The organism is Vibrio sp. 10N.222.54.A3, assembly GCF_041474095.1.
GTDB classification, from domain to species: Bacteria; Pseudomonadota; Gammaproteobacteria; order Enterobacterales; family Vibrionaceae; genus Vibrio; species Vibrio crassostreae_C.
Genome location: NZ_JBFRTN010000060.1, coordinates 108,752 through 124,528, shown reverse-complemented (window position 1 = coordinate 124,528; position 15,777 = coordinate 108,752). Strand labels below are relative to the sequence as shown.

Below are 15,777 nucleotides of genomic sequence, written 5' to 3'. Positions count from 1 at the left end.
GTATTTTAGGACGAGACATCGATACTGAATTTACTGTACCTAATACAAGCGTTACGTCTACGCCCAACCGTTTGGTGATTTTCTGCGACGAGGCATGATGTGTGGCAGAACAAGGCCTAGAAGTAGACCAATACCCGCAACACCACCACCGTACATGAAGTACTTCAATAGTAGGTCGTCTTTTTGAGTGTCTAGCTTAGCGCGCAGTTCACGGTTCTCTGTTTGAGAACTCGTTAGCTGTTGGCTAATTTCACTGTAGTTCTGTTCTAGTTCAGCAATCTGCTTGTTACGAGAATCTAGAGAGCTTGCTAGGCCAGCTTTTTCGCTGTCAGCACTCTGACGAGCATTCGCTAGCTTGCCTTTAACTTCCGTCAGCTCTTTCTCTAGCTTAGGCATACGCAGTGCCATGCTTTCTTGAGTGCTTACAAACTTGCTTTCAACCCAACCTTTACGGCCACGGTTGTCTTGAATTTGGGTGTAACCCGTACTCTTGTTAGTTTGTAGGAATGTAACCTTTTCACCAGCATCAACACTACCGATGATACGGAATGTGTTGTTTGGGCCAGAATGCATATAAGTAAATAGTTTGTCAGCAATATAACGGTCTTGTGCAAAGGCAGCTGGAGCCGCAAGCATTGCGAACAAAACTAAGCTAATCAGTTTTTTCACAGTAAATCCCTTAACGATTCAAATTGGGTAGGCGTATGAGTCAGCCTCAATCAGCAAATAATATTTAGTTTCTTTATGCGGTGCAACAAAGAAGGGAGGCAAAGCCTCCCTTTCTGTGCGTTTGAGTCAATAATGACATGGCATTTACATATCGTTACTGAAGCTCACACTGTTCTGACGCTAGTATTCACTAACGCAGTCGCGATTACATAGTAAACGCAGCTTGAATTCCGTAGAAGAACACAACAGCAAGTAGAGCACCTGCAGGTAGTGTCACAATCCAAGAAGCCACGATATTACGTACAACGCCTAAGTTTAGTGCTGCGATACCACGAGCAAAACCAACACCTAAAACAGCACCAACGAGTGTTTGTGTAGTAGAGATTGGAAGGCCAGTACCTGAAGCTAGTACAACCGTACATGCAGTTGCAAGTTGTGCAGCAAAGCCACGGCTTGGTGTTAGTTCTGTAATACCAGTACCAACGGTTGCCATTACTTTATGACCCATTGTTGCAAGACCAACAACGATACCGAATCCACCTAGAGGAAGAATCCACCATGCGATAGTACTCTTACCTGTGATTTCACCCATGTGCTCAACGGTTGATACAACAGCAGACAGTGGACCAATCGCGTTCGCAACGTCGTTTGAACCGTGTGCAAATGCCATCGCACAAGCTGTGATAACCATGAGTACAGAGAAGATGCCTTCAACACCTGCAAAGCCGTGGTCTTCTTCGCGGTTAGCGAATTTCTTCTGGATGTATAGGTAACCGCCGATCATTACAAGCGCAGAAACGCCAGCAGCCCAAACCCATGCTTCAGTGTTGCTTAGGTGAAGACCAACGTGCTTAAGGCCTTTCTTGATGGTTACAAGTGCAATTACCATTGTTGTAATGAACATGTATACCGGTACAAAGCGTTTCGCGTTAAATAGCGGGTTCTCTGTATCAAAAATCAGTCGTTGAGCACTTACAAATATGACGTAAGCGAAGAAGCCGGAAATAACGGGTGTGATAATCCAACTACCCACAATACCTTGAACACTGTTCCAGTCTACAGCTTCAGTACCTACAGAAATACACGCAAAACCGATGATTGCACCGATGATTGAGTGAGTCGTAGAAACCGGCCAGCCCATGTAAGAAGCGAGAAGTAGCCATGTACCAGCAGCAAGAAGTGCTGACATCATGCCGTACACAAGTACATCTGGTTGATGAGCGAATAGAGACGTTTCGATAACACCTTTACGGATCGTGTCTGTTACTTCGCCGCCCGCAAGGTAAGCACCTGCGAATTCAAAGATCATTGCGATAATGATCGCTTGTTTAACGGTTAAAGCTTTAGAGCCTACAGAGGTGCCCATTGCGTTCGCAACGTCATTTGCACCAATACCAATAGCCATCAAGAAACCGAAAGCTGCTGCAACAATAATCAGGACAGTGCCGTAGTTAGCAAGGATATCCATCGTAATACCTAGTTGTTTGATAACAAGCGGAACAAATTTAGACGCAAAAAACCGCTCAGCGAGAGGAATACTCAGCGCATAAGTGGTTTGTTCAAAAAATGCTCTTCGTTATATGGGTTAACGTATGATTTAAGATCGAGAAAGCATTACTTCAAGACGAGCGCCTACACGCTGTGCTTGATCTGCAATACCACCAACCCATTCAAGAATTTTGTATAAGAACATGATATCAACTGGATTCAGATCGCCTTCAATTGCCATTAGTTGTTGGCGTAGTTCGATCTGCATCGCATCCGTGTCATCTTCAATTACATCTAATTGATGAATCATTTCGGCAACGAGTGTTACTTCACGGCCTTTAAAGCCAGTCTCAAGTAATTCGTCTAATTCATTGATTACGTTTTGTGCTTGGTTCGCTGCATCTAGACAACGTTTAACGTAAGCGATGAAGTTTTCTTGCATAGGAGCAGGAATGACAAGTTGACGACCATATACACGGCCAGCAATGTCTTTCGCTAGGTTTGCGAGTTTGTCTTGTTGAGTTAATAGCTCCAACATATCGGTGCGATCAACTGGCATAAACAAACCACGAGGAAGTTTAAGGCGAATTTCACGTTTTAGTACGTCAGCTTCTTTCTCAAGGTGAGAAATTTGAGCTCGAATTTCTGATGCTTTTTCCCAGTTACCTTTTGAAGAAACTTCAAAAAAATTAACTAGGTGAGAACAACATTCGTTCACGCATACTACGTGACGCTGCAAAGGTTTAATTGGGGACTTTGCAAATAACCCCATAATTGTATTTACTGGCATGGTCATCCAACCTAATAAATAATAACCTTAAAACAACATACACCATATTCATGGTGAAATGTTAAGCGATGGCTACAAAGTCGCGCATGTTAACCTAATCAATCTCTCATTAAAACTGTTTTAGATCATCATAAGGGCGATATTTCTGACTTGCCGACTTTTCAAATTGGCAATATCCTGTCCCTATCTTCACAGAAAGGTATAACTATGGAAACCGAGATAGAACTGAAGTTTTTTGTTTCTCCTGAATTTTCAGAGACTTTACGCAATAAAATTGCTGAAACTAAAGTACTTCAGCACAGTTGTCGTGAGCTAGGTAACATCTACTTTGACACCGCTGACAACTGGCTACGTAAGCACGATACAGGCTTACGCATTCGACGCTTTGATGACGTATTTGTACAAACCGTAAAGACTGCTGGTCGTGTGGTTGCTGGCCTGCATCAAAGGCCTGAATACAATGCAGAACACGACAGCAACGAACCTAAGCTAGCCCTGCACCGAGAGGATATCTGGCCAACAGGTAAAGACATCGAAACGTTGCAAGCTGAGCTGACTCCTCTGTTCTCTACCAACTTCACGCGTGAGCAGTGGTTGATTGGTATGCCTGATGGTAGCCAAGTCGAGGTCGCATTCGATCAAGGCTTTGTTGAATCAGGCGACCTGCAAGAACCGATTTGCGAAGTCGAATTGGAACTTAAATCCGGTCAAACGGATGCGCTATTTACATTGTCTCGCCAATTCTGCGAACAAGGTGGCATGCGTTTGGGTAACCTAAGTAAAGCAGCTAAGGGTTACCGTCTTGCTCAAGGTTATCAAGGAGATGAAGTTACTCCTTTGACCTTAGTTGATACTGACAAAAGTGATACCGTTGAATCGTGTTTTATTCAATCTTTAGAGCATGCTCTCGCTCATTGGCATTATCACGAGCAGATTTTCACAGAGCGTCAATCGATTGAAGCTTTGCATGAGATCAGTCACTCGCTGAGTTTTATTCGCCAAACTTTCACTATCTATGGCGGCATTGTCCCTAGACGCGCGAGTGCGATTTTACGTCAAGAGTTGAAGTGGCTTGAGCAAGAGCTCGACTGGCTGAAAAGCTATGATCACTTCGAAGACTTGCTGGAAGATAAAGGCCATGTACTACGTAAACTCGATGCGCGTAAGTTCTTAGTCGCTGAGCTTAAAGAGATGCAAGAGCAACTGCCAGATCGTGAAGATCTGCTTACCTTGCTGAGTTCTGCTCGATACACTGGGTTATTATTAGATCTGAGCCGTTGGATCTTGTCTCGTGGCTGGCAACCTTTCTTAGATGAAAAAGCACGTGAGCAAATGGCTCGTGGTATCGAATGGTTTTCCGTGCAGCAACTCGATCGCACATGGGCCGATTTGATGGAAGCTTTCCCGCCAGAGCGAGTGATGACCAGCCAAGCGTATATTGATCAGCAATACCGTTTGATGCGTAATCTGTATTCTGGCGTTGGTTTCGCGAGTTTGTATGATGACGATGAACGAAACAGTTTCCGTTTACCTTGGGCCGATATGGTGCAAGGCATTGATGACTTGCTGGCACTTAAAACATTAGAGCCTTTGACTGAGAAGCTGGAAGGCGATGAGAAGCTTCAGCTAGAGCGTTGGTTAGCTCGTCAAGAAGTGTCCATTCTGCATGCGATGGAACAGACACGCCAAATCAGTGTTGAGGTTGAGCCATACTGGCAAGACTAAACTCGATACCTGTATCAATAGAAGTATGAATTTGAAAATAGGGCTCCGGCCCTATTTTTTTGTTTGTTGCTCAAGTTTTTCGAGTCGCTCTAAGATTTTCTGTTGCTGCTCGATGATCTTCTCAAGGTGTTTCTCTTTGTTTTCCGCTCGTTGATTCTCATGATGAGTTGGGGAGGTGATCAAAGAAGTAATCAAGCCTGAAATCATACCAAACACACCGACACCACAGATGATCACCATTGAAGCCACTAACTGACCGGAAGTTGTCACTGGGTAATGGTCGCCATAACCCACAGTACTGATGGTCACAAACGCCCACCATAAAGCATCATGACCTGTAGTGATGTTGGCGTTCGGATCTTTGTGTTCCAATAGCAGGATCGTGCCAGCACCGATAGTCAGTAAGATCACCAAAAGCAGAATGATGGAAGCGAAAGTGGTCTCTTTCCTATTACGAAATAACTCTCTGAAAATACGTTTACTTGAACGCAGAACTAAGATGACTCGCAGAATTTGAAAAATACGGGCGAAACGAAGAGGCTCGATCATTGGGATACTTGCTAAGAAATCGATCCAGTGTACTTTTAGAAATTCTTTTTTGTTTTGTGATCTAAATAGATCAATTGTGAGCTGAAAAAGAAAAACACTACAGATTATAAAATCGAGGCCGATAAGGACTTGTTTCGATTCTTTATCGATCGGTACGAACAATAAGCCTGAGATCACAAATAACGCTAAGAAAGAGAGAATCAGTGACAATAAGCTCATCGGCTTGGTGGCGTCTTTGGTATTATTCAACATTCATACGAGGCTCAAAATAAATCGCGAACTTTGACTGACATAGCCACCTCGCGGATATAGAAGCCATCAATATATAAGAATTAATGGAGAACTGACAATGACTAAACTGTCATTCAAGCCGTGGGAAAGGGTAATCTCTGACGTTCGTCTCGTTCCAAAAATGGTCATGTTGATGATATTCAGCACTATCTTGATCATTTCGAAGCAGCTATGGGACGCAAGTACGTTTTACGATTCATTGCTTGCTGTAACGAACAATGCGCAAGTCGCACAACAGCATTACGAGACTTACCTAGTTCAAGTGGCTTGGCAAACAGCCTTGATGATCATTGTGTTTGTGGTTCTTCTGTTAGCAGCGGCGCGCGTTATGCTGCGCCAGACTCAATACCTTAATGACGCCATTAAAACCATGGCAGATAAGAACTTATCAGTGCCGATTCAAATGGACTGTAAAGATGAATACGGCGATGTGGCACGCGAACTTGAAAAAACTCGCGTCCAACTGAACGACATGATCAAAACTCAGGTGGCCTCTTCTGATGAGCTGTTTGCTCTGACGGAAGTGATGACCATCAGCATGTCTGAAACCAAAGAGTCAGCTCAAGAAGAGTTCAACGAGATCGATCAACTGGCAACAGCAATGAGTGAGATGACTTCTACGGTACAAACTGTCGCTGAGCATGCACAAAGCGCTTCGTCATTGACTGAACAGGCATCAGGCCAAGCTCTTACTGGTCAGAAGTTCGTTCAAGGATCAGTGTCTAAGATGAGTGAGTTATCTTCAGATATCGCAGCATCTGCAGCAGCGGTAAACCAAGTAGAAGAACGCGTTGACTCAATTGGCAGTGTGGTTGGTACTATCCAAGGCATTTCAGAACAGACAAACCTACTAGCATTGAACGCTGCAATTGAAGCGGCACGTGCCGGTGAAGCGGGTCGTGGTTTTGCGGTTGTTGCTGATGAGGTTCGTAACCTTGCACAGCGCACTCAGCAAGCGACGGTAGAGATTCAAGACATGATCAGTCATCTACAAAGCAGCGCTAACTCTGCGGTAGAACTGATGGAGAAGAGTGTTGTTGAAGCGGCTGAAGGTGTTGATCTGGTGACTAACGCGGGAAGTGAGCTTGACGGCATTGTAAGCCAAGTCAATCAAATCAATGATATGAACTTCCAGATCGCGACCGCTGCAGGCCAACAGAGCAGTGTTGCTGAAGAGATGAGCGTCAACCTGACCAATGTACGCGAGCTTGTTGAAGCTTCAGTTGTGGTGGTTGGTGAACTGCTCGAGACCTCTCAGCTTATGGAAAGTAACGCGCAAGAACTCGACGGTAAGATTAAGCAATTTAAGGTTTAGTCCTCAGCACCCAATCTTCATCCGTCAAAGGCTAATTCCCAGAGACTGTTTCTCGGTTGTAAGCTCAACCAGATAAGTTAATCGATAAAACGCCCACATTGCTAATGTGGGCGTTTTTTATTGGCGTAACTTTGGTATAACTTATCTTTAGTTATGAAAACTCGTTATTGAAGAACTGAATCGATAAACCGATTGTTCGGCGCGCAGCTTATACAAGGAAGAAACATGCCATTGCCTTCTCAACTCATCACTCACTCCCAGTCTGCTTTTGAGCAATTATTAGAGCATCAAAGTGAAGCCATCAATACTTGGTCTGAGCCACTGACTGAAGATCTTAAACGTGTACTCGGTTTAAGCTGTTTTATTGGTGATTGCCTGCAGCGTGATACGGTTTTATGTGGTGACTTACCTAATATGTTGGCATGCGAAGAACGCGCTGAAGGATACCGAGAACGCTTGGCTGAATTACTTTCTAGTTGCACCGATGAAATGAGCGGTCAGCGCGTGCTGCGTCAATTCCGAAATCGAGAAATGACCTACATTGCTTGGCGTGATTTTATGGGTTCGTGGGAGCTAGAGCAGAGCCTAAATCATCTATCGATGTTGGCTGAGGCGATGATCTTCGAAACCTACCAATGGCAGTACGATATTTGTTGTAAAGAGTGGGGCACACCTTGTAATGAACAAGGCGAAGCACAGCCGATGTTGATCATTGGTATGGGCAAGCTAGGGGGCGGTGAGCTTAACTTCTCTTCCGATATCGATCTGATCTTCACCTACCCAGAGAATGGTGAAACCCAAGGTGCAAGACGCAGCATTGCCAATGCGCAGTTCTTTACACGTCTCGGGCAACGTATTATTAAGGCGCTTGATCAGCAAACCTTCGATGGATTCTGTTATCGAGTAGACATGCGCCTGCGTCCATTCGGTGAGAGTGGTCCACTGGTCATGAGTTACGCTGCGCTAGAAGATTACTATCAAGAACAAGGTCGCGATTGGGAACGCTACGCTATGGTTAAAGCGCGCGTGATGGGCAGTGAGATGTACCCTGAGTATCAAGAGCTTCGCCAAATGCTACGCCCGTTTGTGTTCCGCCGTTATATTGATTTTAGTGCGATTCAATCTCTGCGCCGAATGAAGTCTATGATCAGCAGCGAAGTGCGTCGTCGTGGTCTCTCGAACAACATCAAGCTTGGCTCTGGTGGTATTCGTGAAGTTGAGTTTATCGCACAAGTCTTCCAATTGATTCGTGGTGGACGCGAGCCTAGCTTACGCGGTCGAGGGTTACTCGAAACCTTAAGTGCGATTGAATCCCTTCATCTGCTAGAGTCTGAAGAGGTGGGGCACCTACGTGAAGCTTATCTGTTTTTGCGTCGCCTTGAGAACCTGTTACAAGCCATGGCTGATAAGCAAACTCAAACCTTACCTGACGGCGAATTCGAACAACTGCAGCTTGCCGTTGCCATGCAATTTTCCGATTGGGATAGCTTGATTGCGGCAACTCGTGCTCATATGGCGAATGTACATACCGTGTTCGAAGACCTAATTGGCGTTGATGAAGATGACGCTAATCCGATCGCGAGCCACTTTAGCGAGTTGTGGGATATGGCCCATAAACCCGATGTAATTGAGCACGTGTTGGAACACGACATTGCGGTCGCGAGCCCGCCTGATGCGGCGAAAACGATCATTCAGTTTAAAGCCGATTTGGCTAAAAAGACTCTTGGCCCTCGTGGGCGGGAAGTCCTCAATCGACTGATGCCGAAAGTGTTTCAAGCGCTGTACACCGCTAAGGATGCCGAGTTTGGTTTGTCGCGAGTACTGCATCTGCTGCATAAAATCGTTACGCGTACCACTTACCTTGAACTACTAGATGAACACCCTGCCGCGTTGACTCAGCTAGTTCGCCTGTGTACGGCAAGCCCGATGATTTCGGAGCAGTTGGGTCGTTATCCAATTCTGTTAGATGAACTTATCGACCCTCAGCAACTCTACAATCCCGTGCCTTTAGAGTCTTACAAGACCGAGTTGCGTGATTATCTAGCCCGTATCCCTGAAGATGATATGGAGCAACAGATGGAAGGTCTGCGTCAGTTTAAGCAGACCTGTATATTGAGAATTGCAGCCGCGGATATTGCGGGTGCTCTACCTGTCATGAAGGTCAGTGATCACCTGACCTACTTAGCAGAAGCCATTGTGGAGGCGGGGGTCAATCAAGCTTGGTTACAAGTATCCGCCAAGTTTGGTGAACCGACCCATGTTAAAGATCGCGAAGGTCGCGGTTTTGCTGTCGTTGGTTATGGCAAAGTCGGTGGTTGGGAGCTTGGTTATAACTCCGATCTTGATATCGTGTTCATGCACGACTGCCCGGTACACATCTATACTGATGGAAAGAAAGAGATCGATGGACGCCAATTCTACTTAAGATTAGCGCAGCGTATTATTCATATTTTCTCGACCAGAACTGCTTCTGGCATTTTGTACGAAGTCGATACTCGCCTACGCCCTTCTGGTGCATCTGGTCTATTGGTGAGTCCAACCGATGCCTTTGACGAGTATCAGCACAATGACGCGTGGACATGGGAGCACCAGGCCCTCACTCGTGCTCGTATGATTTACGGTGATGACTTATTGGTATCTGCGTTTAACAAAACTAGGCATGAGGTTTTGTGCTTGCCACGAGATGAGGCAACACTCAAAAAGTCAGTTGTGGATATGCGTGAAAAAATGCGTGGCCATTTAGGCGGTAAAAAAGCCGATCGATTCATGCTTAAACAAGATGCGGGTGGTATTACCGATATTGAATTCTTAGCGCAATATTTAGTGCTTAGATACAGTAATGAGAAACCTAAGCTTACTCGTTGGTGTGACAATGTGAGAATCTTTGAAAGCTTGTTGTCGCAAGGGATAATGGACGAGCAACAAGGTATGGCATTGACCAATGCGTACACCACATTAAGGGATGAAATCCACCACCGTAATCTACTTAACCTTGATGCGGATGTGGCGATTGAAAAGTTCGAAATGGAAAGAGAACATGTTGTTCAGGCATGGAAGCAGTGGATGGAAGCATAATTCAGTCATAGCGTAGCGAGTGCTATGTTTATCTTGATAGGCTTTTACTCATTTATCTGTAGTTTAGCCACTGTAATCAGTGTGCTAGACTCTAGCCAGATTCGATTTTTGGAGCTCAACAATGAAACCAATTCTACCTGACTACAGCCAATCAGGTGTTCTTATTGTCGGTGACGTAATGCTTGACCGTTACTGGTATGGCCCAACTGGCCGTATTTCACCAGAAGCACCAGTCCCCGTTGTGAAAGTAGAAAATAACGAAGAGCGTCCTGGTGGTGCTGCCAACGTAGCAATGAACATTGCCTCTCTTGGTGGGCATGCTCATGTTGTTGGTTTGACTGGTAAAGATGAGCCTGCTGAGGTGTTGAAAAGCACTTTAGGTGCTCTGAAGGTTAAGTGTGATTTCGTTGAGTTAGAAGACTATCCAACCATCACCAAACTACGAGTGATGAGCCGTGGTCAGCAGTTGATTCGCTTGGATTTTGAAGACAAATTCGAAAACACCAACCCAGAGCTTATTCTGTCTCGCATGGAGCAAGCCCTACCAAATGTACGTTCGGTTATCTTGTCAGATTACGCGAAAGGTGCATTAGAGCATGTACAGAGCTTCATTCAAAAAGCACGCGCAGCCAATGTTCCTGTATTCATCGATCCCAAAGGCGCGGATTTAGAGCGCTACCGTGGTGCGACATTACTTACACCAAACATGGCAGAGTTTGAGCTGGTTGCAGGTAAAGTGAAATCAGAAGAAGATCTTATCGAGAAGGGTATTGCCTTGATCGAGAAGTATGACTTTGAAGCTCTATTGGTGACTCGCAGTGAAAATGGTATGACTTTATTACGTAAAGGTCAGGCACCATTCCACTTGCCAACCCAAGCGAAAGAAGTGTACGACGTAACTGGTGCTGGTGATACGGTTATCTCAGTACTGGCTGCGTCTGTTGCAGCTGGTAAGCCATTGGATGAGGCGTGTGCATTAGCGAACGCTGCAGCTGGTGTCGTTGTTGGTAAGCTAGGTACGTCAACGTTATCCACGATAGAGCTAGCTGAAGCGATTCACGGCAGTCAAGACACAGACTACGGTGTGATCTCAGAAGCGGCACTGGTTGAAGCGGTGAAGCGTGCTCGTGCGAAAGGCGAGAAGGTAGTTATGACTAATGGCTGCTTTGATATTCTACATGCTGGTCATGTTTCTTACATGAATCACGCGGCTGAGCTGGGCGATCGTTTGATCGTTGCGGTAAATACCGATGAATCAGTGAAACGCTTGAAAGGCCCTGGTCGCCCTGTGAACCCAACTGATCGTCGTATGGCGGTATTGGCTGGCTTAGGTGCAGTTGATTGGGTTGTGCCATTCTCTGAAGATACCCCTCAACGTTTAATCTCTGAGGTACTGCCAAGCATTCTTGTGAAAGGTGGTGATTACAAGCCTGAAGAGATTGCTGGTGGTGCGGAAGTGATTGCTGCTGGTGGTGAAGTGAAAGTACTTAACTTTGAAGATGGTTGCTCTACCACTGAAATCATTAAAGCGATTAAAGGTGGTCGAGGCTAGTTTTTAGTTTTTAGTTTTTGGCGTTAAGCTTTTAGTTAGGCAGTAAATCTCGCTTTAATCGATAATAAAAATGCCGCTCAATGAGCGGCATTTTTGTAACGGTAACTTGAGTAATTAAGAGTTACTTACTTGCTACTTTTAGACCTGCGTTTACATCAACAATGTCTTGTTCGCTTAGCGTACCAACTGCTTGACGAAGCTGAAGTACACTTAGGATGTAGTTGTAACGAGCATCTGAAAGGTTTTTGTTCGCATCATATAGACGACGAGTCGAATCTAGTACGTCAACGATAGTACGAGTACCTACATCAAAACCAGCTTCTGTTGCTTCTAGAGCAGACTGAGCAGAAACTACAGACTGTTCGTAAGCGCGTAGAGCACCGATCGAAGCGCTGATGTTGTTGTTGAATGCACGTACGTCTTTTACAACGCTACGGTAAGTTGCTTCTAGATCTTCACTTGCTGCAACGTAGTTGTATTCAGCCTGTTTAGTCAATGAAGTTGTGTTACCACCTGTGTATAGAGGTACAACTAAGTTCAAACCAATGTTTAGGTTGTCTTGGTCGTAATCTTGGGTGCTGTTTGATTGATCTGAAACAGCGTAGCTACCATCTAGGGTTAAGCTTGGTAGGTGACCAGAGCTTGCTAGAGAGATGTTGTCTTTTGCTACGTCTTGAGAGATACGTGCAGCCAATAAGCTAAGGTTCTTTTGTTCTGCTTGTTCAACAAGTGCAACTGCAGACTCAGAAGATTTGCTTGCTGAGAAACGATCAGTATCTAGGATGCTTAGGTTAGAGTGTTCCTGACCTGTAATCTCACGAAGACCTTCGTAGCTATTCGTTAGGTCGTTCTCTGCAAGAACTTCATCAGCCAAAACACCATCGTACTGAGCTTGCGCATCATGTACATCGGTGATTGCTGAAAGACCTACTTCAAAACGTTGCTTAGTTTGTTCTAGTTGACGAGCAACCGCTGCTTTCTCTGCACGAACAAATTCTAGGTTATCTTGAGCGCGAAGCACTTCGAAGTATGCTGTCGCAACACGAAGGATCAAGGCTTGTTGTTCTGCCGCGTAAGCTGAATCAGATTGACGAGCGGTTTTCTCTGCCGTATCTAGTGTGATCCATGAAGAACGCTGGTAAAGCTCTTGGCTGAAGCCGATAGCAGCTCCCCAAGTGTTGTTATCAATGCTTGAATTACCAACACCTGATGTATCTCGATCACCACGATTAATGTCGTAGTTTGCTGTTAGGTTGATTTGCGGTAACAAAGAGCTACGACTTGACGTTACTGCTTCAAAAGCGGCATCGCGCTGCGCTGCTGAACGAAGAAGTTGTGGATCGTTCTGTTTTGCTTGGTCGTAAACTTCAGCTAGCGTATCAGCAAAAGCTGACGAACTCAGGCTGCCAATTGCTGCACTGATAAATAGTGGAAGCAGTTTTTTCATTTTCCTATTCCTGCCTTTTATGGAATTTTCTTTAGAAGAGTTTAACCCAGTTTGGTGGTAATTTACTCGAAACTTTGCACTTTTTTACAGTTAACTGTCCACTTGTGCAATATTTATTTTTTAAAGCTTAACTTTAATTATAAATTTTATATAAAAAGTTGAACCTTATCCTTGGTAGTTAACTCGGACAATGAGTAAACTATAAAGATCACTTAGTGAGGTACCAAATGCAACAGTATGACAATCAACGATATGAGTTTACTCCGCAAGATGTGGAAATAGTCTCAAAAGAGACGCTGTTTCGTGGTTTTTTCAAAATGGTCAAGTACACATTTAAACATAGACTATTTGAGGGAGGCTGGAGCCAACCAATAGAGCGTGAGATGTTTGAGCGTGGACATGCTGCCGCTTTGCTACCTTATGATCCTGTGCGTGATGAAGTGGTGATCGTCGAACAGATCCGTGTCGGAGCCCTAGAGCATGAGAACCCATGGCAATACGAAATTGTTGCTGGGATCATTGATACGGACGAATCGCCACAAGACGTCGCTCGTCGTGAAGCAATGGAAGAAGCCGGAGTCGAAGTCGGATCTGTATTGCCTATTACTTCGTATTATCCTTCATCTGGTGGTTGCTCTGAAAAGCTCGACGTCTTTGTTGGCTGTGTTGATGCAACGACAGCCAAAGGGGTACACGGATTGGACTACGAAGGTGAAGACATTCGTGTACAAGTGATGAGTCGCGAAGCTGCTTATCAGTTGGTAAAAGATGGTGTATTTGAAAATGGAGCCACGATCATTGCGCTACAGTGGCTACAATTGAACTACCAAGAATTACAGTCAGAGTGGATAGATTAACGTCATGCCAAATATCGCGGTCAAAAAACCGTATCATGTTGATCTTGCTGAATTGATGCGAGTTTACGAGACTAACTATGCCAAACTGAACGCTTTGTTACCGGTTGGGCATGAGGTTGGTGACGTTCGCTGTTACCAAGCCGTTAATATGGTATATCAATTGACAGTGAATGAGGTCACAAAATACACCACATTAATAGATATATGTCAGAGTGATGCGATGCCAGTGTTTCCTTTGCCAAAAATGTCTGTCAGGCTATATCACGACGCTCGAGTTGCAGAAGTGTGCGCTAGCGGGGATTTTTCGCGAGTCAAAGCGAAATATGACTACCCCAACACTAAGCTTCTGCAAAAGGACGAGAAATTTCAATTGAATAAATTTCTTGGGGAATGGTTAACGTTTTGTTTAAAAACGGGTATCAGCCGAACCCCAATTGCCTTTTAATTGAGCCTATTTATCAGCACTTTTAAAGTCTAAACAGTAACGTATCTGGATTTGTTATTTTGGAATTATCACACACTTCAAAATTTGATGAGAGCACTATTAAGCTTGTGCAGCTAACGGACACGCATTTATTTGCGCCGAGCAATGGCAGCTTATTAAGCATCAACACTCAAGATAGCTTTCGTGCTGTAGTCGATGGCATTGTTAGTCAGGGCTTTGACTATCAAGCGATTTTAGCAACCGGTGATATATCTCAAGATCACAGTGCTGAATCGTACCAGAAATTTGAGTCAGGGATTCAGCCTTTGGAAAAGCCATGCTATTGGCTGCCAGGGAACCATGACTTTAAGCCTAATATGGGCAGTGTTTTACCATCACCACAAATACAGTGTGTTGAGCATGTCTTGCTAGGCGATAACTGGCAGATGGTGATGCTAGACTCGCAGGTGGTTGGTGTGCCTCATGGTCGCCTCAGCGATCAACAGCTTGACCTATTAGAACAGAAGCTGACGGAGTTCCCTGAACGTAATACCTTGGTTCTATTGCACCACCATCCATTGTTGGTTGGCAGCGCATGGTTAGATCAACATAACCTAAAAGACGCCGATCAATTTTGGGATGTGGTTCAACAGCACACCAATGTTAAAGCCGTACTGTGTGGTCACGTTCATCAAGACATGAACCGAGATCATCATGGTGTACAAGTCATGGCAACACCGTCGACTTGTGTGCAATTCAAACCTAACTCAGATGACTTCGCGGTTGATACTTTGTCTCCGGGCTGGAGAGAGATTGAATTACATCAAGACGGTACCGTTAGCACGCAAGTTCGTCGTCTGCCTCATGGGCAGTTCTTGCCTGATTTTAAGGCTGCTGGTTACTAATGAAGGCGGTTATTGATGCCAGGCTCTAATCAACAAGCTAATAAGCCATCGCTGCTTCTCTATATTCACGGATTTAACAGCTCATCACGTTCTCATAAAGCGAATGTGATGGCAGATTACTGTGCGGAGCATCGCGCTGATATTAAAGTCGTAACCCCTCAACTGCCGAGTTTCCCTCAACAAGCGGCACTTCATTTACAGCAGCTGGTGGAGCAATACAAAGAGCAATATCAAATAGCGTTGGTCGGTAGCTCGCTGGGTGGCTATCTTTCAACATGGCTGAATAGCCACTATGGTTTTAAAGCGGTGGTTGTAAACCCAGCAGTGAAGCCGTATGAGCTTCTTGCTGACTATTTAGGTGAACAAGTAAACCCATACACAGATGAACGATATGTACTGGAAACAAAACATATTGATGAACTGAAGGCGTTAGAGGTTTCGGCTATCGCTAAGCCGAGCGACTTCTGGTTACTTCAGCAAACGGAAGACGAAGTTCTGGATTACCGACAAGCGGTAGAGAAGTACCAAGGTGCAACACAGACAGTAGAAGAGGGCGGGGATCATAGCTTTGTTGATTTTGAACGCTACCCACAACAAATCATCACCTTTCTAAATCTTTAATCTGTTCCACCAACCAAGTGATTTTCTCTTGTTTGCCTGTTATTTCATCTATCAATGGTGAAATATCAT

At 44.8% G+C, this 15,777-nt stretch carries 13 protein-coding genes; 8 read left to right on the top strand and 5 right to left on the bottom strand.

Going from position 1 to position 15,777, the window contains the following annotated elements:
- Positions 1 to 57: 57 nt before the first annotated feature.
- The 3 genes from AB4507_RS13680 to AB4507_RS13670 all read right to left on the bottom strand — a co-directional run bounded on the left by AB4507_RS13680 (position 58) and on the right by AB4507_RS13670 (position 2,947).
- Positions 58 to 669: a TIGR04211 family SH3 domain-containing protein gene (locus AB4507_RS13680; protein ID WP_372182836.1), complete on the bottom strand. Its 612-nt coding sequence runs from the start codon at positions 667 to 669 to the stop codon at positions 58 to 60.
- Positions 670 to 874: 205 nt separating this feature from the next.
- Positions 875 to 2,137, bottom strand: a complete 1,263-nt coding sequence (locus AB4507_RS13675; protein ID WP_017061418.1) for an inorganic phosphate transporter — start codon at positions 2,135 to 2,137, stop codon at positions 875 to 877.
- A 129-nt stretch (positions 2,138 to 2,266) separates the two neighbouring features.
- Entirely contained in the window at positions 2,267 to 2,947 is a 681-nt protein-coding gene (locus AB4507_RS13670; protein WP_017069481.1) for a TIGR00153 family protein, read from the bottom strand.
- Between the two features lie 207 nt (positions 2,948 to 3,154).
- On the opposite strand from AB4507_RS13670, the gene AB4507_RS13665 reads away from it, so the two are divergent.
- A complete protein-coding gene (locus AB4507_RS13665) occupies positions 3,155 to 4,672 on the top strand; it encodes a CYTH domain-containing protein (protein ID WP_372182835.1) in 1,518 nt (505 codons plus the stop codon).
- Positions 4,673 to 4,723: 51 nt separating this feature from the next.
- Here AB4507_RS13665 and AB4507_RS13660 read toward each other — a convergent pair whose 3' ends face one another.
- The gene (locus tag AB4507_RS13660; RefSeq protein WP_102321461.1) at positions 4,724 to 5,473 is read right to left on the bottom strand and encodes a potassium channel family protein; all 750 of its coding nucleotides are present in this window, start codon (positions 5,471 to 5,473) and stop codon (positions 4,724 to 4,726) included.
- 97 nt (positions 5,474 to 5,570) lie between these two features.
- Between AB4507_RS13660 and AB4507_RS13655 the strand changes: the two genes are divergently transcribed.
- The 3 genes from AB4507_RS13655 (at position 5,571) to hldE (ending at position 11,454) form a co-directional block, all read left to right on the top strand.
- The gene (locus AB4507_RS13655; protein ID WP_017061421.1) at positions 5,571 to 6,827 is read left to right on the top strand and encodes a methyl-accepting chemotaxis protein; all 1,257 of its coding nucleotides are present in this window, start codon (positions 5,571 to 5,573) and stop codon (positions 6,825 to 6,827) included.
- Positions 6,828 to 7,052: 225 nt separating this feature from the next.
- Positions 7,053 to 9,902, top strand: a complete 2,850-nt coding sequence (glnE, locus tag AB4507_RS13650; RefSeq protein ID WP_372182834.1) for a bifunctional [glutamate--ammonia ligase]-adenylyl-L-tyrosine phosphorylase/[glutamate--ammonia-ligase] adenylyltransferase — start codon at positions 7,053 to 7,055, stop codon at positions 9,900 to 9,902.
- Positions 9,903 to 10,023: 121 nt separating this feature from the next.
- The gene (gene hldE / locus AB4507_RS13645; protein WP_017069485.1) at positions 10,024 to 11,454 is read left to right on the top strand and encodes a bifunctional D-glycero-beta-D-manno-heptose-7-phosphate kinase/D-glycero-beta-D-manno-heptose 1-phosphate adenylyltransferase HldE; all 1,431 of its coding nucleotides are present in this window, start codon (positions 10,024 to 10,026) and stop codon (positions 11,452 to 11,454) included.
- 121 nt (positions 11,455 to 11,575) lie between these two features.
- Here hldE and tolC read toward each other — a convergent pair whose 3' ends face one another.
- Entirely contained in the window at positions 11,576 to 12,901 is a 1,326-nt protein-coding gene (tolC, locus tag AB4507_RS13640) for an outer membrane channel protein TolC (protein ID WP_017061424.1), read from the bottom strand.
- A gap of 227 nt (positions 12,902 to 13,128) precedes the next feature.
- On the opposite strand from tolC, the gene nudF reads away from it, so the two are divergent.
- Genes nudF through yqiA form a run of 4 tightly spaced genes read left to right on the top strand, consistent with a single transcriptional unit; the run spans position 13,129 to position 15,708 of the window.
- Positions 13,129 to 13,758, top strand: coding sequence for an ADP-ribose diphosphatase (gene nudF, locus AB4507_RS13635; RefSeq protein ID WP_372182833.1), 630 nt, complete (start codon positions 13,129 to 13,131; stop codon positions 13,756 to 13,758).
- A 4-nt stretch (positions 13,759 to 13,762) separates the two neighbouring features.
- Entirely contained in the window at positions 13,763 to 14,203 is a 441-nt protein-coding gene (locus AB4507_RS13630; protein ID WP_008222561.1) for a DUF1249 family protein, read from the top strand.
- Between the two features lie 59 nt (positions 14,204 to 14,262).
- The gene (cpdA, locus tag AB4507_RS13625) at positions 14,263 to 15,087 is read left to right on the top strand and encodes a 3',5'-cyclic-AMP phosphodiesterase (RefSeq protein ID WP_017061426.1); all 825 of its coding nucleotides are present in this window, start codon (positions 14,263 to 14,265) and stop codon (positions 15,085 to 15,087) included.
- A 15-nt stretch (positions 15,088 to 15,102) separates the two neighbouring features.
- Positions 15,103 to 15,708, top strand: coding sequence for an esterase YqiA (gene yqiA / locus AB4507_RS13620; RefSeq protein WP_017061427.1), 606 nt, complete (start codon positions 15,103 to 15,105; stop codon positions 15,706 to 15,708).
- Positions 15,709 to 15,777: the final 69 nt, after the last annotated feature.